Origin of the sequence: Niabella insulisoli, from assembly GCF_039652435.2 — a bacterium.
Classification (GTDB): Bacteria; Bacteroidota; Bacteroidia; order Chitinophagales; family Chitinophagaceae; genus Niabella; species Niabella insulamsoli.
In genome coordinates this window covers 3,035,632-3,057,517 of the sequence record NZ_CP190246.1, presented here as the reverse complement: position 1 = coordinate 3,057,517, position 21,886 = coordinate 3,035,632, and the positions used below count along the sequence as shown (strand labels likewise).

General features: G+C 47.7%; 11 protein-coding genes. 9 read left to right on the top strand and 2 right to left on the bottom strand.

The window, feature by feature from the left end:
- Positions 1 to 53 precede the first annotated feature (53 nt).
- The 9 genes from ABDK00_RS12655 to ABDK00_RS12615 all read left to right on the top strand — a co-directional run bounded on the left by ABDK00_RS12655 (position 54) and on the right by ABDK00_RS12615 (position 17,478).
- Complete coding sequence (locus tag ABDK00_RS12655) at positions 54 to 2,375, top strand: GH92 family glycosyl hydrolase (protein WP_346237034.1); 2,322 nt, start codon at positions 54 to 56, stop codon at positions 2,373 to 2,375.
- A gap of 32 nt (positions 2,376 to 2,407) precedes the next feature.
- Positions 2,408 to 3,817 carry a sugar porter family MFS transporter gene (locus ABDK00_RS12650; RefSeq protein WP_346237035.1) on the top strand — a complete coding sequence of 470 codons (1,410 nt, stop codon included), beginning with the start codon at positions 2,408 to 2,410 and terminating at the stop codon, positions 3,815 to 3,817.
- 22 nt (positions 3,818 to 3,839) lie between these two features.
- On the top strand, positions 3,840 to 4,742 hold the full coding sequence (locus ABDK00_RS12645) for an ROK family protein (RefSeq protein WP_346237036.1): 903 nt from the start codon (positions 3,840 to 3,842) through the stop codon (positions 4,740 to 4,742).
- The gene (locus tag ABDK00_RS12640) at positions 4,739 to 7,078 is read left to right on the top strand and encodes a GH92 family glycosyl hydrolase (RefSeq protein WP_346237037.1); all 2,340 of its coding nucleotides are present in this window, start codon (positions 4,739 to 4,741) and stop codon (positions 7,076 to 7,078) included. Before ABDK00_RS12645 ends, ABDK00_RS12640 begins: the two co-directional genes overlap by 4 nt.
- A 104-nt stretch (positions 7,079 to 7,182) precedes the next feature.
- A complete protein-coding gene (locus tag ABDK00_RS12635; protein ID WP_346237038.1) occupies positions 7,183 to 7,911 on the top strand; it encodes an Error-prone repair protein ImuA in 729 nt (242 codons plus the stop codon).
- Between the two features lies 1 nt (position 7,912).
- Positions 7,913 to 9,412 (top strand): DNA polymerase Y family protein, encoded by a 1,500-nt coding sequence (locus ABDK00_RS12630; RefSeq protein ID WP_346237039.1) that lies wholly within the window; start codon positions 7,913 to 7,915, stop codon positions 9,410 to 9,412.
- A 9-nt stretch (positions 9,413 to 9,421) separates the two neighbouring features.
- On the top strand, positions 9,422 to 12,646 hold the full coding sequence (locus ABDK00_RS12625) for an error-prone DNA polymerase (protein WP_346237040.1): 3,225 nt from the start codon (positions 9,422 to 9,424) through the stop codon (positions 12,644 to 12,646).
- 160 nt (positions 12,647 to 12,806) lie between these two features.
- On the top strand, positions 12,807 to 14,144 hold the full coding sequence (locus ABDK00_RS12620) for a sugar porter family MFS transporter (protein WP_346237041.1): 1,338 nt from the start codon (positions 12,807 to 12,809) through the stop codon (positions 14,142 to 14,144).
- A 22-nt stretch (positions 14,145 to 14,166) separates the two neighbouring features.
- Positions 14,167 to 17,478: a DUF5107 domain-containing protein gene (locus ABDK00_RS12615; protein WP_346237042.1), complete on the top strand. Its 3,312-nt coding sequence runs from the start codon at positions 14,167 to 14,169 to the stop codon at positions 17,476 to 17,478.
- Between the two features lies 1 nt (position 17,479).
- On the opposite strand, the gene ABDK00_RS12610 is transcribed toward ABDK00_RS12615, so the two are convergent.
- A complete protein-coding gene (locus ABDK00_RS12610; protein WP_346237043.1) occupies positions 17,480 to 18,364 on the bottom strand; it encodes an AraC family transcriptional regulator in 885 nt (294 codons plus the stop codon).
- A 179-nt stretch (positions 18,365 to 18,543) separates the two neighbouring features.
- On the bottom strand, positions 18,544 to 21,786 hold the full coding sequence (locus ABDK00_RS12605) for a glycoside hydrolase family 2 TIM barrel-domain containing protein (RefSeq protein ID WP_346237044.1): 3,243 nt from the start codon (positions 21,784 to 21,786) through the stop codon (positions 18,544 to 18,546).
- Positions 21,787 to 21,886: the final 100 nt, after the last annotated feature.

The following is a 21,886-nucleotide window of genomic DNA, read 5'->3' as shown; positions in this document are numbered from 1 at the left end:
AATACAACCTTTTACCAATCAAGAAAAGGCGCTTGCCGAACAAACATTCTAAGATGAAAAAAAATATACTTACGCTTTACTTTGTGTTAGCCGTTTTTGTTGCTTTTAGCCAAAACCGCCAGCCGGTGGATTATGCCGATCCCCTGCTCGGCACCTCGGAGTCGAGATGGATGCTGAACCCGGGCGCTACCATGCCCTTTGGAATGGTGCAGTTAGCGCCCGACAACCAGGGCGGTGTATGGAAATCAGGCTATGAATATACGATCAATAATATCGGCGGATTCAGCCATATCCACTCCTGGACCATGGCGGGTCTTTCCGTAATGCCTACCGTTAACGTACTGAATGTTCGCCGCGGCCCCGCCGACGGCCCGACAACAGGCTGGACGACAGGCTACCGGTCCAGAATTGTGAAGGAAACAGAAAAGGCCAGCCCGGGATATTATGGCGTGACGCTTATGAATGGCGATATCCGAACCGAAATTACCACCACCACCCGCACCGGCTTTTTTAAATTTACGTTTCCGAAGGAAGCGCATGCGCATATTTTAATGGATCTTGATATACCTTTTGAGAATACCGCAGAAGTATTGGATGCTAAATTTACCAAAGTGTCCGACACGGAAATTGAAGGGTATTCCCATCAAAAATGGAGCTGGAATGAGTACACCGTGCATTTTGTCATCCGCTTTAACAAACCGATGAAATCTTTTGGTGGATGGCAAAATAATTACCAGGTACAGGAAGGAGTGAAGGAAGTAAGTGGAAAGGGAAAGATGGGCGCATTTGCTGATTTCGACACCAAAGCAGGGGAACAGATTCTTATGCAGACAGCTATCTCCCTGGTAAGCATTGAAGGCGCTCGCAAAAACATGAATGCCGAACTTGCTGGTTTCGGCTGGAACTTTGAGGCCGTGCGAAAAAATGCACGCAGTGTTTGGAATAAACTGTTAAGCAAGGTGCAGGTAGAAGGGGGGACAGAGGCCAACAAAAGAAAGTTTTATTCCAATCTTTACCGGTCCTATGTGGCCAGAACAATTTGGAGCGATGTGGATGGAAAATATGTAGATGTAAATGAAAAAGTGCAGCAGGTCGATCCCGAGCATCCGGTATATGGCAGCGACGCTTTATGGAATACTTTCTGGAACCTGAATCAGCTCTGGCAATTGGTCAACCCTGACCTGGCCAGCAAATGGGTAAAATCGCTACTGGAAATTTACCGCACGGGCGGATGGCTGCCTAAGGGGCCTGCCGGCATAGAGTATTCCGGCATCATGGAAGCGTCTCATGAGATTGCTTTGATTGTAGGCGCTTACCAAAAGGGCATCCGGGATTTTGATACGCAACTGGCTTTGAAAGCCATGGTGCACCAGCAAACCACTCCGGGCATCGTAACGCCTGAAAACGGATTTGCCGGAAATAAATTTTTTGATTCCTACATGAAGTTGGGCTATGTGCCGCAAGAGGAAGGCCAGGTGTCGAATACGCTGGAATATGCTTATGATGACTGGTGTGTGGCGCAGTTTGCAAAAGCCCTGGGCAGGGAAGATCTTTATCAGCAGTTCCTTAAACGTGCGGGCAACTACAAAAACGTATTTGATCAGCAAACCGGTTATATCCGGATGAAACATAAGGATGGTTCCTGGGTGAAAGATTGGAGCCCCTATTGCTGCACCAGCTTCAGCGGGCCTGGCTATCTGGAAGGAAATGCCTGGCAATACAGCTTTTTTAACCCACACGATGTGCAGGGTATTTTAAACCTGATGGGTAGAAAGGAGTTTAATTCCCGTCTTAACGAAGGCTTTGAAAAATCGGTGAAATATAATTTCAACGCGGATGGCGATCTGTATGACCTGGTGCCAATCAATCATGGCAATCAGCCCAATATGCAGGCCGCCTGGTTATTTAATTATTCGGGCAAACCCTGGCTGACACAAAACTGGACGCGTGAAATTATGGATCGCTATTATGGCGAAACACCCTACCATGGCTGGCTGGGAGACGAAGATGAAGGACAGATGGGGGCATGGTTTGTTATGGCTGCCATGGGACTGTTTCAAACTAATGGCGGAACTGGCGTAAAACCTTATTATGAAATTGGAAGCCCCTTATTTGAAAAAATTACGATTCAGCTGGATCCGGCATATTATAAAGGGAAGACATTTACCATTATTGCCAAAGGCAGTTCCGCAACCAATCGATATATCCAATCGGCCCGGTTAGACGGCAAACCACTGGGACGGCCATGGTTTTATCATTCCGATTTGGTGGACGGCGGATCACTGGTCTTACAGATGGGGCCGAAGCCTAATATGAAATGGGGCAGTGCGCCGGCAGATGCACCACCTTCCATGTCGCCCATTCTTGAAAAATAACCTCCATCTTTTATTAAAGAAGTTTTTATACAATGCAACATATAGAGCAGAAAAGATCGGTGATGGCCATCACGCTGGTGGCTTCTTTGGGCGGGTTTTTGTTTGGGTTTGATATGGCCGTGGTTTCGGGCGTACTGCCCTTACTTCAGAAGCAGTTTAGTCTTTCTGCCTTTCAGCAGGGATGGTTTGTTTCTTCAGCCCTGGTGGGGTGTATTATAGGAGTGGCACTATCGGGCGAGCTTGCAGACCGGGTGGGGCGGAGAAAGCCCATGTTTATAGCAGCCGTTCTGTTTTTGCTGTCAGCGCTTGGATGTGCGTTCCTGCCCAGTTTAAACGGCGTTATCGCATCCAGGCTGATGGGTGGGGTTGGTATCGGATTAGCATCCAATATTGTACCGCTATACATTTCTGAAATCGCGCCGGCTAAGAGCAGGGGCCGGCTGATTACCTATTACCAGTTTGCACTTACATTGGGCATACTGGTGGCTTATCTCAGCAATGCGGCACTGCTGCATGTTTCTCTGTCTTCTTCAAATGATCATGCGACAGGATTTTTTTCGGGATTCATCACTACAGAAATCTGGCGGCTAATGCTTGGTTTAGGCGCTATCCCGGCCCTCGTGCTTTTATTGGGTTTATTTCGTGTGCCCGAAAGCCCGCGATGGCTGGTGCAACAAGGACGCACCGGTGAGGGGCAGCGTATACTAAGATCTCTTCAAAGAGATGCTGAAACAGCTGTCGTTCAAACCCCTGAACCCAAAGGTTCCTATAAAGAATTGTTTTCTCCCCGCTGGAGAAAAGCTTTGTGGATTGGCCTGCTGCTGCCTTTGTTTTCACAGTTTAGCGGTATCAATGCGATCATATATTATGGTCCGAGCATATTGAGTGATGCCGGCATTTCATTAAGCAACTCATTATTAAGCCAGGTGATTTTCGGCGCGGCTAATATGCTATTTACGCTAATTGCGATTTGGAAAGTAGATAGTTTAGGACGGCGGCCTTTGTATCTGTGGGGCACCGCCGGCGCGGCCATCAGCCTAACTTTGGTAGGCTTATACTTTAATGCCGGCTCCTCAAACAGCATCGGCATGCTGATCTGTGTGATTATTTTTCTTGCCTGTTTCGCGTTTTCTATCGGCCCGTTGAAATTTGTGGTAGCGGCTGAAATCTTTCCTAATAAAATACGCGGGCGCGCCATGGCGATAAGTATTATGGTGATGTGGATTGCGGACACTATCGTGGGGCAGCTTACGCCGCTTCTCCTGGGACGATTCGGCACGCCCGTTACTTTTTGGATTTTCGCCGCCTTCTGTGTTGTCGCTTTTATAACGGTTCACAAATTGTTGCCCGAAACCAAGGGTAAAACTTTAGAACAAATCGAAGACGAGTGGCGCCAACCTTCGGCAGGTAGCGGAGTTGCCGGCGCATTGCCGGAAAACTAAATCGATAAAAAGCATCAATGATATGATTCAGGAAAGCTGTATTGTGGGCGTAGATATCGGGGGCACCCATATCACTGCTGCCATCGTTGAAAGAACAACCGGGGCTGCTATTACTTCAAGTTTGCGCCGGTCCTCAATCACTGCCTCCGGCACAGCAGCTGAAATCATAGCCGCCTGGTCAACCTGTATCGGAGAAGTAACAGGGGCGAAGACGCTTAAGCGCCTTTGTATAGCGATGCCGGGCCCGTTTAAATATGAAGAAGGCATTTCGCTGATGCAGGGACAAAATAAATACGAAAGCCTTTTTGGTTTAAATATCAGGGAATTGCTGGCCCGGTCTTTAAACATATCTCCGGATCTTATTTACTTTGAAAATGATGCCGCCTGCTTTCTGCAGGGAGAATTATGGGCTACTCCTTTTTGGCATCAACCCCATAAAAAAACCTTAGGCATTACACTGGGCACCGGCCTGGGATCCGCGATCTGCGAAGATGGCAAAAGCTATAGCGCGGATAAGTGGTGCCATCCTTTCAACGACGGTATCGTGGAAGATTATCTCTGTAGCCGGTGGTTCGTGCAAAGATGGAAAAAGCTGGCAGACGCACCTCTGGATAGTGTCCGGCAACTGGCACAACTGGCAGGCCAGGGAAATGAATGGGCGCTTCAGGTTTTTGAGGAGTTTGGTGTCAATCTCGGCAACTTCCTTGCTGAGATGGTAGCAGCCGAATCAATTCATAGCGTTGTGATTGGTGGAAACATCGCCAAAGCACATTTACATTTTTTACCGTTTACTGAAGAAGTAGTCGGGCGGTTATATCCAACAACTTTAATTACGCCCGCCATCTTGGGTGAACAGGCATTTTTGTCGGGAGCCGTAAGTTCCTGGCTTTATGATGCCGAACATAATAATAAGCAAATTTTATGAGTAATTTTTGGAGCATATCTTGGGTGGTTTTTATATGTTGCCTGGCCAATCAAATCAACGCGCAACAGCAGGATTATACAAAATATGTAGATCCTAATATCGGCACAGCTCACTGCCGCTGGTTTCATTATACGCCTGGCGCTATGCCGTTCGGCATGGCTAAGCCGGCGCCTTCAACAAATGGCAGCTATGGCACCCAACATGGATGGGACGCGTCGGGTTATGATTATCGGCATACGTCGATTGAGGGTTTTGCCAACTTTCACGAGTTTCAGTTAGGAGGAATTTTGTTTACGGCCACCACCGGCCCACTGCAAACGACGCCCGGCAAACTTGAAAATCCCAACGGAGGGTATCGCTCCCGTTTCGATCGTGAAGATGAATACAGTACGGCCGGTTATTATTCTGTTTTTTTAAAAGATTATAAAGTGCGTGCGGAGCTTACGGCGACCAGGCGGGTTGCGTTCCATCGTTACACTTTTCCGCAAACATCGGAAGCGCATATCCTTTTTGATATTGGAAATATCTGGGGCGAGAGCGGGCCGGTTAAAGATGCGCGCGTTAATTTGACCGCCGATGGCCGCGTGGAAGGATGGGTGACCACTCTGCCGGTTTACGTTCAAAAATATCAACCGGGCGCTGAGGTGACCATGTATTTTACAGCCGAACTCAGTAAGCGCCCCACATCTTATGGCATTTTCAGGGGTGACGAAATTAAAAAAGGGCAAAGCGAATGTGCAGGCAAAGGGGCCGGGCTGTATCTCGATTTTAAGACCGCCGAGGGAGAGGCGATTACCATCAAAGCCGGCCTGTCGCTTACCTCTGTTGCTAATGCACGTTTAAATTTTGAAAAAGAAGCCACAGGATTAACGTTCGACCAGGCATGTGCCCAATCTAAAAAAACATGGAACGACTATTTGGGGCGTATTGATGTGAAAGGCGGAACAAAAGAAAATTATACGAAGTTTTACACCGGTCTTTATCACGCTTTGTTGGGCCGGGGTTTAGCCAGCGACGTCAATGGCGCCTATCCTAAAAACACAGGCGGGGTTGGCAGGATTCCGCTCGATGCCAAAGGGGTTCCGCTTTTTCAACATTATAATACCGATGCGGTTTGGGGAGCGTATTGGAATCTTACACAGCTCTGGACCATAGTTTATCCGGAGTATTATGCAGACTTTATCAAAAGCCAATTGTTGGTGTATAAAGACGCCGGTTGGCTCGGCGATGGTATTGTTAACAGCCGTTATGTCTCTGGCGTTGGAACCAATTTTGTCAGCCTTATTATGGCGAGCGCTTATCTGGCGGGGATCAAAGATTTTGACGTCAATACGGCCTATGCCGCCGCCAGGAAAAATGAATTGGTGAGTGAGGGGCGGCCGCATGGGGCCGGCAAAATGGATGTCGACCGGTTTTTAAAGTATGGTTATGTGAATCATTTGGATAGTGCGAAAGGCAGCGGCGAGTTGTGGCAATTTTCTGCTTCCCATACACTGGAATACGCTTTCAGTGCGTTTGCGATGTCAAACTGGGCGCAAGCGCTTGGGAAAACCGAAGACTATAAGCTATTCGGCAATTTGTCTAATGCCTGGGAGCAAATATGGGATCCTCGGTTAAAGCTGGTCAGGCCCAGGCTGGCGAACGGAGCGTTTATTGAAAATTTTGATCCTTCCCAGCCCTGGCGGGGCTTTCAGGAAGGGAATGCTTATCAGTATAGCTATTTTGTTCCGCATCAGCCGGAGAAGCTGGTAACAAAAATGGGAGAAAAGGAATTTAACAGGAGGCTCGACAGCACGTTCGCGCTCGCCGAAAAAGCCTACTTTGGCGGCGGAGCCGAAATTGACGCTTTTGCGGGCATCGCCGGCATTTACAATCACGGCAATCAGCCCAACCTTCATGTTTCCTGGCTATTTAATTATTCGGGCAAGCCCTCGCTTACGCAAAAATGGGTTCGGTCGATATGCGACAAATTTTATGGTACCGAAGGCATCCACGGGTATGGATTTGGCCAGGATGAAGACCAGGGGCAATTGGGCGCATGGTTTGTAATGGCTGCGATGGGCTTATTTGATGTAAAGGGTTTTACCGACAAAGAAACTTTGCTAGGCTTATCGGCGCCCTTATTTTCAGAAATAAACATTAGGCTTAACTCAAAATATTATCCCGGCCAAGTATTTCGCATAATTTCCAACCAAAATACGGCTTTGAATCCCTACATCCAATCTATACAACTCAATAAACAGGCGGTGCACCGTCCTTTTATCCCCTGGTCGTCCATCAAAAAGGGAGGTGAAATGCGATTGCAGATGGGGGTACACCCCAAAAACAGATATTGAGGGTTGGGAAAGAACGATTTGGATGCATTCCGTTTTAAAACCTATTTAAAATACTAATATTATTAACAAATTTGCGCTAAATAATTTAGTATTATATTTGTGTCGTGAATCTTTTACAAAAAGATATGATGGCGCAACTACGGCAGGAAATTTCCCGCATGCAGGGCCAGAAACCCATCAACGGGCAGCTGGAGGGAAAACTGCGTTTAGGGCCTGTCAATAATGCCTTTCCCCAAAAAATCTTTCCTCTCGGCGCCATACATGAATGGATCACTACCTCCGGCGCCACGGCAGCCGCTACGACGGGATTTATTGCGGCCATCCTTGGTGATCTCATGAGAGATAACGGGCCCTCTGTCTGGATCAGTCCGGACGGGCTGCTGTTTCCACCGGGTTTTTCCACCTTCGGGTTGCAACCCGATCGGATTCTTTTTGTGCAGGTAAAAAAAGAAAAGGATATCTGCTGGGCCATGGAAACCTGCCTGCAAATGGAGGGTTTGTCAGCGGTGGTCAGCGAGTTGCCTGCGCTTGATTTTAATATATCCCGCAGGCTACAGCTGGCGGTAGAGAAAAGCGGCGTAACAGGTTTTGTCATGCGCACCAATCGCAACCTGCACCCCACGGCCTGTGTCAGCCGGTGGCGAATCAGCGCTGCCCCGAGTTATCATGAACAATCATTGCCAGGCGTAACGCTTCCCTGCTGGAATGTGGAACTCCTTAAAATGCGGGGAGGCAGTACAGGCCGTTGGAAACTGTTATGGCAGGATGGCGGTTTTCAGGAGCCTGTTGTTGACCGGGTTGCCAACCCCTCCTTGCTCAGAAAAATTAGTTAGTATGCCCAGCCGGTTTGTATGTATATATTTCCCGCATTTAATGACGGAGTGGGTGATGCGCCGCCGCCAGGATTTAAAAGGCCAACCTTTTGTGCTGGCCGCTCTCGACCGTGGCCGGATGCGTATTACTGCTGTTTGCCCGGATGTACAACGCCAGGGTTTCCGGGTAGGAATGGCCGTAGCGGATGTGAGGGCTTTAATACCTCAGCTGCAGGTAGTAGCTGATTTGCCCGGCAGGGCAGCGAAACTGCTTACGGCTTTAGGGCATTGGGCTACTCGCTTCACACCTTGCGTTGCCACTCATATTCCGGACGGCTTGTGCTTAGACGCTACGGGTTGTACGCATTTATGGAAGGGGGAAACGAATTATCTGGAAGATATAAGGAAGGCATTAGCGTTGCTGGGTTATACAACACATATAGCCATTGCCGGAACCGTCGGCGCAGCCTGGGCGCTTGCGCGTTATGGGAAGCATCCGCTGTCAGTAATTGCTCCCGGTGAAGAAAAGCGGGCTTTAGGGCCCCTGCCTCCCGCAGCATTAAGGTTGGAGGCTGCCGTAGTCGACAGGCTGCAAAAGTTAGGATTATACACTATCGGCCATTTTATAGATATGGGCAGCGCTATCCTGCGCCGCAGGTTTGGCGCGGGTTTGCCCGAACGTATCGATCAGGCGCTGGGTATAAAGAACGAGCCGTTGCTACCCATGCAAGCCGTAACGCCTTTTCAGGAGCGCCTGCCTTGCCTGGAGCCAGTGACGACACGCTACGGCATTGAGATGGCTTTGCAGCAATTGATTGAGCTGCTTTGTAAGCGCCTCGCAAAAGAAGGTAAGGGCATAAGGAAAGCCATCTTTAAGGCATGGCGTATTGATCACAACCTGCAAGCGATTACCATTGGCACGCATCTGCCTTCGCAGCAACCGGCTCACTTAGTTAAACTTTTTGAGTTGAAAATAGATCAGCTCGAACCGGCGCTGGGCTTTGAGATGTTTGCTATCGAAGCGCCGCAGGTGGAAGATATTATTACTTTACAAAATGGTTTCTGGCACCAGAAAGGCCTTGGAAACAACCGCCTTGCCCAACTGCTTGATCAACTTACCGGAAAGTTAGGTCCGGGCATTGTGCATCGATACCTGCCGGATGAGCATTACTGGCCCGAGCGTTCTTTCAGGGAAGCGGCTTCGCTTCACGAACAGCCCGCTACAAGGTGGACCGATCGCCCCCGCCCCATACGCTTGCTTAACAATCCGGAACCCGTGCAGGTAGCAGCGCCGATACCCGATTACCCGCCGATGCACTTCCGCTATAAAGGCATATTGCATACCATCAAAAAAGCCGACGGCCCCGAACGTATCGAAGCAGAATGGTGGATCCGGGAAGGCGAACACAGAGATTATTACATCGTCGAAAATGAACATGGTGAGCGGTTCTGGCTGTTCCGGCTGGGGCACTACGACGGCACTAAGCCCCACCGTTGGTATTTACATGGTTTTTTTGCTTAAAAGGAAATAATGCGTTATTCGGAATTACAGGTAACATCCAATTTTAGCTTTCTGAGGGGCGGCTCCCATCCGGAAGAGCTGGTAACGCAGGCGGCGGCATTGGGTTATAAGGCGATAGCAATTACCGATCATAACACACTTGCCGGAGTAGTCCGCGCGCATACGGCCGCCAAAGCCAGCGGCATTCGTATTATCGTGGGGTGCTGCCTTGATTTGCAGGACGGTCCTTCGCTGCTTGCTTATCCTACGCATATAGATGCTTATGCCCGCCTTTCTCATTTGCTTACTACCGGGAACCTTCGTACCGAAAAGGGTAAATGCCTGCTTTACAAACAAGATGTCTATGCTGCGAAGGAAGGCTTGCTATTTGCAGTAGTGCCACCCGATCAGTTAAATGCAAACTTCGATTATGATGCTTCTTTTAAAGCAAACCTGCAGGAATATAATGAACATTTAAAAGGCCGGTTATATCTTACCGCTACCCGGTCGTACCAGGGCGATGATATCAAAAAATTATACCGGCTGGCCGAGCTGTCTGGCCATTATAAATTGCCTTTGCTTGCTACAAACGATGTACATTACCACAATGCGGAACGTAGAAAATTACAGGATATACTGACCTGCATCCGCGAAAAGAAAACTATTTATAATGCGGGGTATTTGCTGCGCCAGAATGCAGAGCGGTTTTTGAAACCTGAAAAGGAAATGCTGCGCTTGTTCCGTCAATATGGAGAGGCTGTTGCCCATACACAGGAAATCGTGAATGCCTGTACCTTCTCTCTGGATGAATTAAAATATGTGTATCCACAGGAAATTACCAGCGAAGGGCGAACACCCGATCAGCAATTGGCTTACTTTACCTGGCAGGGCGCCAAAGAAAAATTTGGTGAAAAAATTCCGGAGAAAATCCTGGCTTCTATTCATTATGAACTGGACTTTATAAAGCGAAAAAATTATGCCGCCTATTTTTTAACGATTTATGATTTTGTACAATTCGCAAGAAGCAAAGAGATTTTATGCCAGGGGCGCGGTTCTGCAGCTAATTCGGTGGTTTGTTATTGCTTGGGGATTACTTCTGTAAACCCTTCAAAATTTAAGTTATTATTTGCCCGTTTTATGTCGGATGCGCGCGATGAGCCGCCAGATGTGGATGTTGATTTTGAACATGAACGCCGCGAGGAAGTAATGCAATATATTTATGAAAAATTTGGGCGCGACCGTTCGGGCATTATTGCTACCGTAACACAGGTTCATTATAAAGGAGCGATAAGAGATGTGGCTAAAGCCATGGGCCTTTCCACAGATATGATTGATGTGCTTGCGGGTTGCAGCGGCACACATGGGGAAGGCATTTACGAGCAACGTATCCGTGAGCAGGGGTTAAATTGTGATGACCCGCATTTGCGAAAAGTGTTGGAATTGACACAACAGTATATCGGCTTTCCGCGCCAGCTCGGGCAACACACAGGCGGATTTGTTATCTCGCAAAATAAACTATCTTATATATGCCCTATCCTCAATGCCCGCATGAAAGGCCGTACAAATATTGAATGGAATAAAGACGATATTGATGCATTAGGTTTATTGAAAATTGATGTGCTGGCGCTCGGCATGCTTACCTGTATCCGCAAATGTTTCGACCTGGTGAAGCAACATTATGGCCGGCGCCTGACACTGGCCAACGTGCCGCAAGATGATCCGCAGGTATATGAAATGATTTGCCGGGCCGATACAATCGGTGTTTTTCAGATTGAAAGCCGGGCACAGATGTCAATGTTGCCGCGTTTGCGGCCCCAGTGTTTTTACGATCTGGTAATCGAAGTGGCTATTGTCCGGCCAGGCCCCATTCAGGGCGATATGGTGCACCCTTATCTGCGACGCAGAAGCGGTCAGGAACCTGTCGATTACCCTTCCGAAGCGGTCAAAGAAATCCTGAGCAGGACCCTCGGCGTTCCATTGTTTCAGGAGCAGGCCATGGAAATTGCGATCGTGGCAGCAGGTTTTTCGCCGGCAGAAGCGGATGCCTTACGCAGAAGTATGGCCACATTCAAAGCGTACGGAATGGTAAAACAATTTCATGATAAGCTGATTGGCGGCATGATAAAAAATGGCTATGCACAGGCATATGCAGAAAAAGTCTTTAAACAACTGGAAGGCTTTGGCAGCTATGGTTTTCCCGAAAGCCACGCGGTTAGCTTTGCGCTGCTCGTATACATATCGAGCTGGCTCAAATGCCACTATCCCGACGTGTTTGCCGCGGGGTTGCTCAACAGTCAGCCTATGGGTTTTTATGCGCCTGCTCAAATTGTAAAAGACGCACAGCAGCACGGTGTTACCGTCCTCCCTGTCGATATCAACTTTTCTTTCTGGGACAATACCCTGGAGGCAACAGAAACCGGCCGTTGCGCCATTCGGTTAGGTTTCAGGCAGGTAAAGGGTCTGGGGGAAGCAGCAATAGAAATATTGGTGGCCGCCAGGAAAAAGGCTTTTACAAATATCAACCAGTTGTTGGATGCCGGCGTTTCCATCAGTTCGCTTGAAATCCTGGCAAATGCCGATGCTTTCCTTTCTATGGGCTTGAAAAGGAGGGAAGCGCTTTGGGAAATCAGCGCATTAGCCGATCATCCCGAAGGGCTTTTTGAAGGGCAGCTTTCTGAAAGCGCTTTTGAAGCGGCGGTGACACTTCCTGAGATGACTGCCGCCGAGCATGTGGTGCAGGATTATAGCAGTACTTCGCTTTCGCTGAAAGCCCATCCTTTAACTTTTGTAAGACAGCAATTGGAGCGCCGCCGCATTTTATCCACCGCTGGTATTAATGCCTTGCCGGATGGAGCCTATGTAAAAGTAGGAGGGCTTGTATTGGTGCGGCAGCGTCCTGGCACGGCTTCCGGCATTTGCTTTATTACTATTGAAGATGAAACAGGAACGGCAAACCTGGTGGTATTCCGGCAAATATTTGAAAAATTCCGTAAAGAAATATTGCAGTCTAAACTGCTAATTGTTGCGGGCAGGGTGCAGCGGGAAGGACAAGTCACGCACGTGGTAGTGAAAAATTGTTATAACGGAGCCGCTTATTTGCAAGCCCTGGTGGCTCCTGAAGAGCCGTCCCCGCAGGTGCTGACGCTTTGCCGGGCTGATGAGAAAGATGGCGCCATGCATTCCAAAGAAGGCGGCAGAGTTGCTCAAAAGAAAACAATTCAAGGTACGCTGTTTCCTTCACGCGATTTTAAATAGCGCCAACACTGCTTTAATCAAGGGTTGAAACAATGCGTGTTCAAAAGCGATTTTTTTATTTCAACTGTGCAGAATCATCATAAAGTCTATTTCATTCATCGTCTTATCCATTTTATTTTAAGCAGATTTCTTTCATCTTCGTTTTCTAATTGTGGGTTATATGAAAATAGAAAAGCATGAATTTAATACAGCCTATATAACCGGGATCTCGCTGATATCCGCACTGGGCGGTTATTTGTTTGGATTTGATTTTGCTGTAATCGCCGGCGCCCTTCCTTTTTTGAAAGATCAGTTTCATCTTTCCGATGTGCAGGAGGGTTTTGCTACCGCCACTTTAGCGCTCGGTTGCATACTGGGTTGCATTATTGCCGGTAGCGTTTCAGACCGCTTTGGGCGTAAGAAAGGGCTGATGCTGGCAGCTGGTATTTTCCTGGTGTCATCATTGGCCATGGCCGGGTCTAATAGCAGCGCGGCTTTTATCGTTGCACGATTTTTCGCGGGAATAGGCGTGGGCATGGCTTCCGTGCTTTCCCCGCTCTACATTGCAGAAGTGGCGCCTTCGCATATGCGCGGCCGGATGGTGGCGATCAACCAGCTTACTATTGTTTTGGGAATTTTAATTACCAACCTTGTCAACTATGCGCTGCGCAACGAGGGGCCTGATGCCTGGCGATGGATGATGGGCCTGGGAGCCGTTCCTTCGGCCTTATTTTTAGGCGGCGTATTTTTTCTGCCCGAAAGTCCGCGTTGGCTAACACGTGCCGGCTTGGTGGAGCAGGCAAAAAAAAAACTGGCTGCCATAGGTGGCGCTGCTTATGCGGCATCCAGCATTGAGGCAATCGGTAAATCATTGGCCGGTGAAACAAGGATTAACTACAAAGCTGTTTTTCAAAAGCAGGCGCTGCCGGCGGTGCTCGTGGGAATGGGCCTGGCAGTGTTCCAGCAATTTTGTGGCATCAACGTCGTCTTCAATTACACTGCTACCATTTTCGAAAGTGTGGGATTCAGCCAGGATGACCAGTTGAAGCAAACTGTTTTTATTGGATTTGTAAATCTGGTCTTCACTTTTATCGCCATGTGGCAGGTAGATAAAATGGGCCGCAAGCCGCTGATGATATTCGGATCAGCAGGCCTTTGTATCCTCTACCTGGTCAGCGCTGTTTTATTACAACAAAAATCTGCCGCCGCTTCCTGGAGTTTATTAGCTGCAATCGGAGTGTATGCGATGACGCTGGCGCCTATTACCTGGGTACTGATTTCGGAAATATTTCCCAACCAGATACGCGGAGCCGCAACCTCTGTGGCCGTTATTGCCTTGTGGCTGGCTTATGCGGTGCTCACATTCTCCTTTCCGATTCTTGCCAAACGATTAGGCACTTACACGCCCTTTTATATCTATGCCGCGATTTGCGCGCTGGGCTTCTTTTTTGTGAGGGCCAAAGTGAGGGAGACCAAAGGTAAGACCCTGGAGGAAATGGATGCCGTATTCAAACATTAAAACAAAAAGAAAAAATCAGCACATGGTAAAAGCCTGGAAAGAACAAGTGATCATTCCGACCTACAAAACCGGCGCGCCGGATAAGAACCCGATGTTTCTTGAAAACAGAGTGTATCAGGGAAGCAGCGGCGTGGTGTATCCGCATGCCGTTATCGATAAAGTGTATGATGATAAGGAAGACAAAGCGTGGACTGCGCTGTTTCTGGAAAATGATTACCTGAAGGTGATGATATTACCCGAGTTAGGCGGACGGATACAAATGGCTTATGATAAAACCAATGATTATCATTTTATTTATCATAATGAGGTGATCAAACCGGCGCTGGTGGGGCTGGCAGGCCCCTGGATCAGCGGCGGCATTGAATTCAACTGGCCACAGCATCACCGGCCGTCCACTTTCGAGCCCATCGATTTTTTAATAAAGGAAAACGAAGATGGCAGTAAAACGGTTTGGGTAAATGAATACGAGAAAATGTTTGGCACCAAGTGCGCGTTGGGTTTCACGCTGTATGAAGGTGTGGCTTACATCGAGTTGCACGCAAAACTTTATAACCGCACATCGTTCCCGCAAACTTTTTTGTGGTGGGCCAACCCGGCTGTCGCGGTCGATGAGCATTATCAAAGCGTGTTCCCGCCCGATGTGCACGCTGTTTTTGATCATGGTAAGAGAGATGTAAGTTCTTTCCCGATCGCCACCGGAACTTATTATAAAGTAGATTATGCACCGGGCACTGATATTTCGCGTTACACAAATATACCCGTGCCTACTTCTTATATGGCTGTCAATAGCGCCTTCGACTTTGTAGGCGGCTATCATCATCAAAAACAGGCCGGGTTGATGCATATCGCCAACCACCATATTAGTCCCGGTAAAAAACAATGGACCTGGGGATGCGGTGATTTTGGAAAGGCCTGGGACCGCCAGCTTACCGACAACAATGGACCTTATTTCGAAATCATGTGCGGCATGTTTACGGATAACCAGCCAGACTTTAGCTGGATCATGCCCAACGAAGCGCGCGAGTTTAAACAATATTTTATGCCGTATAAAAATATTGGTTATGTGAAAAATGCGTCTATTGATGCGATGATCAACGTGGAGCCGCTGGGGGATAGCGTGGTTGTAAAAGCCTATGTAACCAGGCCGCGCAGGGTGAAAGTAATTTTAAAGATGGGAGGATCGGTTTTGATGAACGAGTCGCAGGAGCTGTCCCCGTTGGCGACTTTTGCTAAAACGGTGCCGCTCAACAATTCCGCCAGTATTTCTATTCTTTACGCCGCTGTGCTGGATGAGAACGATCAGGTTCTCGTTGATTATAAACCGGTAACCCGGCAGGGCGAAGCGATTCCCGAACCGGCTCAACCGATTGCCGCTCCCGGGGACATTTTGTCTAATGAAGATTTATACCTGGCGGGCCTCCATTTAGAACAATACCGGCATGCCACTTATAATCCTTTGGATTATTATGAGGAAGCGCTGCGCCGCGATGCATCCGATATCCGTTGTAATAATGCTAAAGGCCTGTGGTATCTCCGTCGTGGACAATTCAATGTGGCAAAACCCTATCTTGAAACTGCCGTCGAAAAATTGAATAAATATAATCCCAACCCCCAGGACAGTGAAGCGCTTTTCAACTTAGCGCTTTGCCTGCAATACCAGGGTGATTACGATGAGGCCGAACAGTATTTTTATAAGTGTACCTGGAACGCGGCGCAGCAGGATAAAGCTTATCTGCAACTGGCGTTGATCGCGGCCAATCGGCGCGACTGGCGTCAGGTCATCACCTTATCTGAAAATTCCATCCTCAGAAATTATCATGGTTTGAAGGCGCGACATCTCAAAGCTGTGGCGTTGCGTAAACTCAATCGCCTGCCCGAAGCTTTAAAGCTTGTGGCCGAAACAGTGGAAATTGATGCGTTTGATTTTGCCAGTTTGTTTGAACGTTTACAATGTTTGAGGGCGTTGGGCGAAGAAGATCAGGCTGCCGCAACGGCACAACAGTTGCAGCAGATGATGCGCACTAACACCGATACCTATATTGAAATGTCGATTCAGTATATGCAGGCGGGGCTTTATGAAGAGGCAGGCGAATTGTTGAAATTGAATGCAGCCGCAGCTACAGACCCGCTTTCGCTCTATTATCTCGGTTATCTCGAATTCAGAGCGGGCTACCAGGAACAGTCTGCCTATTGGTTTAGCAAGGCTTTTGATTATGGCCCGGATGGCGTTTTTCCAAACCGGATCGGAGATATTAGCGTGTTGAAAACGGCCGTTGCGGTTAATCCATATGACTACAAAGCGCTTTATTATCTTGGCAATTATTTTTATTCGAAGCGCTTATATGATAAAGCAAAAGATTATTGGGAGCAGTCTGCGAAGATCAATGCTACCCATGCCACCACCTTACGGAATCTTGGTATAGCATACTACAATAAGTTTGATAAAAAAGCTGAAGCCCTGGCGCTTTTTGAGAAAGCATTCGCGGCAGACCCTTCCGATTCCCGGGTGTTGTTTGAATTAGATCAACTGTATAAGCGATTCAATAAATCACCTGAAGAGCGTTTGGAAAAGCTCAGGCCTTATACCGATTTGATTAATGATCGCGACGATTTGTATATTGAATATGTCAATCTGCACAGCCTTACCCAACAATTTGAAGCCGCAAGACAGCTATTGGAGGCCCGTAATTTTCACCCCTGGGAGGGAGGCGAGGGAAAAACATCGGGGCAGCATATTTTAATTCATATCGGGCTGGCCAAAGATGCGCTGGAACGGGGCATGCCGCAGGAAGCGGTTCGTTTGCTGGAACTGGCTACGGTTTATCCGGACCACCTGGGAGAAGGAAAGATCTATGGCGCACAGGAAAACGATATTCATTATTGGATGGGCGTGGCGTATCATCAAATGGGAGCGCTGGAAACGGCGCAGCAATACTGGGAGCGGGCTGCGGTGGGACTGAGCGAGCCCACGCCGGCTATCTTTTATAATGATCAGCAGCCGGATAAAATTTTTTACCAGGGGCTGGCGCTTCAGTGTCTGCAGCGCAGCTGGGAAGCGGAACAGAGATTCCGGAACCTGATCGGCTATGGCGAGCAGCATGTCAACGATGAAGTGAAAATGGATTTTTTCGCGGTGTCATTGCCCGATCTGATGATTTTTGATGACGAGCTTTCTTTGCGCAACCGCATCCACTGCTATTATCTTCAGGCTTTGGGTTATATGGGATTGAATGAGATAGAAAAAGCAAACCATTATTTCGATCTTGTTCTCGAACTGGACAAAGCGCATCCAGGCGCCGTAATGCATCGGCCGCTGCTAAAAAAAGAAGTTTGATTTAGTTGAATTTTTTCTTTTTGCGGTATTCGAGCGGCGATAGGCCCATCATTTTTGTAAACAGCCTGGAGAAATAAAAAGGATCCTGGTAGCCGAGTTGGGCAGACAGTTCTTTTATCTGCAAATCTGTAAACTCCAGCAGCTGACAGGCACGTTGCATTTTAATCTGGTTAAAATATTCCAGAGGCGGGTAGCCGGTTTTTTTTCTGAACAGCGCGGAAAAATGGGAGACAGAACGGTAAACATGTGCTGCCAATGTTTGCAGGTTTAAGGACTTGTCGATATGCTCCTGCATAAATCGTATGGCAATATCGATTTCGTCCTCCTGCTCCCGCTGGGGCGGCGTAAAAATTTGCGGATAGCAAAAAGTGGCTAGATAATGCTGTAATAAAATGCAGGTATAATTCAGGTTGTCGATGCTGTAGCCTGTTTGTAGCGTATCATAAATCTGGTCGAAAAGTTCTATTCTTCTTTTATCAAAAGAAACCGCGTTTGAAAAAACATCACCTTTCTTTTTTAGCAACGCTACAAACTGAGGCGCCAAATGGCCTTTAAAATGAACCCAAAAAATAGACCAGGGCTTTTGTTCATCGGCGCGGTAAATATGTTTCACATTTTTTGGAAGGATTAAATATTGCCCCTGGCGGATAAGTATTTGCTGATCTTCCACTTTGGCCACACCGGCTCCGTCGATGCAATAAATAAGTATATGTTGGGCAGAGCCATGTTCGCGATGGCGGTAGTGAAACTTCGCTTTGGGGTAATAGCCGATATCTGTGAGATACAAACCTGAAGTGATCGCGCTTTGTTCGAACAGTTTTATAATTGCCGGCGGCAGCACAATCGCTTTCTGAGCCTGGAACCCATCCTTTTTTCGATAAAGCATGCTTTTTGTTTAATTGATGCAGCAGCAATATTACCAATATTCCTCTCACTGCAAATGGCCGTCGCAGCTAAGATAGAACGGGTGCATAAATTAAAAAAATAAGAGGCCTTGTCGCCAACGGCGGTTTATAAACTTGTGCGCCTTCGCGTAATGCTTTCTAAGTTGACTATGACGCTGTCTTATTCTTCTTCCATTACCACCAGTTCATCAAACAGCAACGGCGATGAATGGCCGGATTTCAGCTGAACCTGAACCTTACCATCATTGGTGTCTTCGCGCATCATAAAAATTTTGATCCACTTGCCCTTTGCCGGAATGTTGCCGGTTTCCAGTTCCCGGCCTTCGATTGTGACGCGCCCTTCAACGTCCGGTTGGCCAGTTGGAAGCAGGTGTAGGTAAATATACCCTTTTACGCCGGCAGGCGGCACTAAGTTAATCGATATGTTTTTTCCGCTCCAGGCCGCACCCGAAGCATATTTAGTGATATTTACAGCCGACATTGCATACTTGTAATTTTTATTGACGGCGACAATATCTTCAGAGGCTTGCCATTGTTTATCTTTTTCCGACGCATTTCCTGCTTTGATATAAAGCGCAGCGGATCGGAAAGCATCAGGCAGCGGATAGGCCTGAATGGCTTCCGGTGTTTTAGCCAGCACTTTTTTTAATGTCGCTATTGGCAACGCGTCCTGAGGATTAAAGGCATCGCTTTTCATATAAGCGATCATGCTGTAAAGCAGTTGCGTGGCATAGGCGTTATCCTTTTGTTGCAGGGCGTATCCGCATATGAGTAACTTGCCCTTCCCGACCTTGGTTTCAAAAATACTGCCCAGCTTCTCGTTGTAATGGAAGTCGGAAACAGGTTGTACCAGCGGCTGGAAACGCTTCGGCATATCGGATAGCTTAAAGTATTTGGCGCCCGCCGTAAGCTTAAACCATTGCCAGTTTGTAAAATAGTCCGTAGGGAAGTGACGGAAAATTTCACTTTTGTGATTGATGAATGAGCCTAAGGTCTCATTACTTTGACCTGGGAAAAAGCTGGCGCTCCAAAACAACGGCGTAAAGCTTACCGGCGCCGAACTTTCTTTTGTGCCCAGCTTATCTGCGAGTAACAACACTTTACCACCAGCGTTCAATATACTATCCGTGACAGTATCCCATTCTTTCGAAATGTAAATACCATCTGTATTAATCGATAATGCACGGGCCGGCGGAAATACAAAAAAGCTCCAATCATTACTGTAACTGTTATCTTCCAGGAAAAGCCGGAATTTATACTCACCCGCCACTCGCGGAAAGTTGGCCAAAGGTAGCGCCAGGCTATCCGCCGTGGTTAATGCACCCTGCGGAAACAAGTCTTTCCCCGCCATGCCTTTATCAATTGGCTTTCCGGAAAGGTCTGTTATTTCCCATTGTAATTTTTGATGAAGGTCCGATTGGCTATAATTGGCAAGCTCCATGTTTAGCTTCAGCGTATCGTCTAAAGTATAAGTAAAACTGGAAGTGCGTATAAGCGGCACCACTGCATTGCTATAGCTTTTGAAAACGCCGGGCGGTGTAGTGCCTTTGTCGTCCCAGAAGCAATCCAGCCACCCAATTAGCGCCTCGCCCTGGCCCTGGTAATCGGTCATGCTCAACATTTGAAACCCCGCGCTCGAAGGAGCCAGCGTTATATTTTCAATCAGATTTTTATATAGCAATTGCTGAAGCGCGCCGGTAGCTTTATGAAAGTCTTCGTCTTTATCGACAATTCCGTTTTGAATGGCTACTGCTTTAAAACCTTCAAGATTCCGGGCTTTGAGTACGCCTTTGTATTTGTCGATTTCCTTCCATTCGGGATAAACAGGCGCCTGGCCCACTTCATGAGCAATAATGGGAATCTGCGCTTTGCTGTAGTTAGCTTCCAGCCCGGCGTCCGTTTTATTTAAACTATAGCCGTAGGTGCGGCCAACGTTCGGAATATTATGTGTCACCATATAATCATCAACCGGCATTATTTTTCTGGCTGTTGAAACAGCGTAAAGGCGCCGGGGATCCGCTGATTTCATTTTTGAAATCCATTGCTGCATTACGTCGAAATCGGAGTTGCCCAATTCGTTGCCGATGCAAAAAAACGCAAACGAGGGATGGTTGCCATAGGTGTCGATCACGCGCTTCATTTCTGCCTGCACAAAAGCGTCGGCATTCGGATTTTTTCCCAGTCCCTGAGGGAAGCCTTTGGTGTTCATTTCCGGACGCTCTTTTCGCTCGCCGGCCATCCACCAGTCAAGCCAAATGATTTCCGTTTGAATATAAATGCCCAGCTGGTCGGCCGCAATGAAAGCGGCTTCGGGCGGCGTCCATGAATGAAAGCGTACGGTGTTCAGTCCGTAGGATTTATATTTTTTAAAAATTGTTATCCAGTCTTCCACATTGCAGGAGGGGTAGCCTGTAAGCGGAAAATGAACACAATCTAAATTACCCCTTATGAAAGTTTTTTTATCATTGATGACGATTTTGTGGGGCGTGGTAGATAATTTTCTGAAACCGACCTGGCCGCTCCAGTTCGTGGTTTTTTTTCCGTGTTTCAGTGTGATGGAGATATTGTATAAATGGGGGTCAAATTCATCCCAGGTTTTCACAGGCGGGAGGTCGTTTAGCGACAATTCGATTTCATGTTTCGGTTGCCGGATCGAAAATCGCTGTTGCTTCACTGTTTTATTGGTGGCGGCTTCGGTAAGCGCCGCGTCGATGATCAGCGGTTGCAACGATGCGTTGGGGTTCAATGAAATTTTAAGTCCGACGCTGCGCTGTGCGGCGTCGGGATAGGTTTTCACATTTTGAATATGGTGGGCGCTTTCGGGCCTGAGTTCTATTCGTCCCACGATCCCATTCCATATACTTTGCGTGTACTCGGTATAACCATGCCCCTTATCGCCGATATTATGTATCAGGTCATTATTTATACAAATAGTAAGGGTATGGGCGCCTGGTTTCAAAACGCCTAATGAATGCTGATGCGGCACGTATAATGGAGATAGCGTTGATCGTTCTTTTCCATCGATAAAAACTTTGCTTTCCCACAAAACCCGCTCTAAAAAAAGGGTAATATTTTTTTGCTTCCAGGAAGAAGGTATGTGAATCTGGCGTTGATACCAGGCCGGGCCGATATGTTTATAGGCGCGGGTAAGGATACCGTAATCGGAGCCATGAGTAGCAATGCCCAGGCGCGCCTCATCGGTCGTTCCCGGCAGGTTTATTTTTTTTGTGAATTGTTGTGGCGGCGCACCACTGTTGTAGAAGCTGCTGTCCGCATCTAACCGGACTGACCAATCTCCGGCCAAAGAAATCCGCTCCTGTGCGCAGAGAGAAAAGCCAGTCAGAAAAATAGTAAAGGCAAGAAATAGGGGTAGTCCTCTTCGTTCCAAGTGTAGCGTTGTCATACCCGCTAAGATCTTGAAAAATAAGCACCTGAAAATTGTATATATTATGAAAAGAATGGACGATCTGATGAATAAAAATGCGCAGTCGTTCTTCAATCGA

Excerpts from the sequence above, each read along its gene's own strand:
- ABDK00_RS12655 (WP_346237034.1), top strand. The coding sequence starts at position 54 with ATGAAAAAAAATATACTTACGCTTTACTTTGTGTTAGCCGTTTTTGTT.
- ABDK00_RS12650 (WP_346237035.1), top strand. The coding sequence starts at position 2,408 with ATGCAACATATAGAGCAGAAAAGATCGGTGATGGCCATCACGCTGGTG.
- ABDK00_RS12645 (WP_346237036.1), top strand. The coding sequence starts at position 3,840 with ATGATTCAGGAAAGCTGTATTGTGGGCGTAGATATCGGGGGCACCCAT.
- ABDK00_RS12640 (WP_346237037.1), top strand. The coding sequence starts at position 4,739 with ATGAGTAATTTTTGGAGCATATCTTGGGTGGTTTTTATATGTTGCCTG.
- ABDK00_RS12630 (WP_346237039.1), top strand. The coding sequence starts at position 7,913 with ATGCCCAGCCGGTTTGTATGTATATATTTCCCGCATTTAATGACGGAG.
- ABDK00_RS12625 (WP_346237040.1), top strand. The coding sequence starts at position 9,422 with ATGCGTTATTCGGAATTACAGGTAACATCCAATTTTAGCTTTCTGAGG.
- ABDK00_RS12620 (WP_346237041.1), top strand. The coding sequence starts at position 12,807 with ATGAAAATAGAAAAGCATGAATTTAATACAGCCTATATAACCGGGATC.
- ABDK00_RS12615 (WP_346237042.1), top strand. The coding sequence starts at position 14,167 with ATGGTAAAAGCCTGGAAAGAACAAGTGATCATTCCGACCTACAAAACC.
- ABDK00_RS12610 (WP_346237043.1), bottom strand. The coding sequence starts at position 18,364 with ATGCTTTATCGAAAAAAGGATGGGTTCCAGGCTCAGAAAGCGATTGTG.
- ABDK00_RS12605 (WP_346237044.1), bottom strand. The coding sequence starts at position 21,786 with ATGACAACGCTACACTTGGAACGAAGAGGACTACCCCTATTTCTTGCC.